This window comes from Cyclobacterium qasimii M12-11B (genome assembly GCF_000427295.1).
In the GTDB taxonomy this organism is placed as follows: domain Bacteria; phylum Bacteroidota; class Bacteroidia; order Cytophagales; family Cyclobacteriaceae; genus Cyclobacterium; species Cyclobacterium qasimii.
In genome coordinates, this window is sequence record NZ_ATNM01000006.1 from 1 (window position 1) to 705 (window position 705).

Genomic DNA, 705 nt, shown 5'->3' on the forward strand with positions numbered 1-705 from the left:
TCTTGGTCGCCGCCATCGGATTCCATGCCATCAACGGGCTGCGGATCATCCTCATCGACTTCTGGGCATTCGGTGCCAAGCACCAGGTCACCATGTTCTGGGTTGTCGTTAGCATCTGGCTGGTTCTGCTCATCGGATTGTTCCCCGCCACCTAATGCACGTCTTTGGAGGTTGAGCATGAGTCTCATCGAAGCTCCCCGCACCCCCACCCGCGGCCGCCGCACCGGCGGCGTCAACTGGGAAAAATGGGGATGGATCTACATGCGTGCTTCTGGCGTGGTTCTCGTGGTTCTCATCTTCGGCCACCTTTTTGTGAACCTCTTCGCCGGCGAGGGTGTCAAAGCAATTGACTTCGCATTCGTGGGAGGAAAGCTCTCCGATCCGTTCTGGAAAGTCTGGGACGGCCTCATGCTGTGGCTCGCGCTACTGCACGGCGGTAACGGAATGCGCACCCTCGTCAACGACTACGCAACCAACCCCAAGGTGCGCCAGGTCTCCTGATTGGCATCGCCGCTTCCACGGCAATTCTGATCCTCCTGGGAACCCTCGTGATCACCACCTTCGACCCCTGCCCAGCCGGAGCTAACCCAGCTCTGCTCCCCAGCTTCTGTGAGGCACAGTAATTGGCAATGGATAACACGGGCGATATCGCCAACGGAACCGTCATCGATGGAGTCCACTACCACCAGTTCGACATTGTGATCG

The 705-nt window shown here is 58.4% G+C and carries 2 protein-coding genes; one reads left to right on the top strand and one right to left on the bottom strand.

The genetic code is table 11. From position 1 onward, the window contains the following. Positions 1-177 precede the first annotated feature (177 nt). Positions 178-501: a succinate dehydrogenase hydrophobic membrane anchor subunit gene (locus tag ADICYQ_RS31010; protein WP_200861863.1), complete on the top strand. Its 324-nt coding sequence runs from the start codon at positions 178-180 to the stop codon at positions 499-501. Here the strand turns inward: ADICYQ_RS31010 and ADICYQ_RS31015 are convergent. Further along, the coding region (locus ADICYQ_RS31015) for a hypothetical protein (protein WP_235114231.1) at positions 465-705 on the bottom strand (241 nt) is incomplete at its 5' end. The two genes, ADICYQ_RS31010 and ADICYQ_RS31015, sit on opposite strands and share 37 nt — an antisense overlap.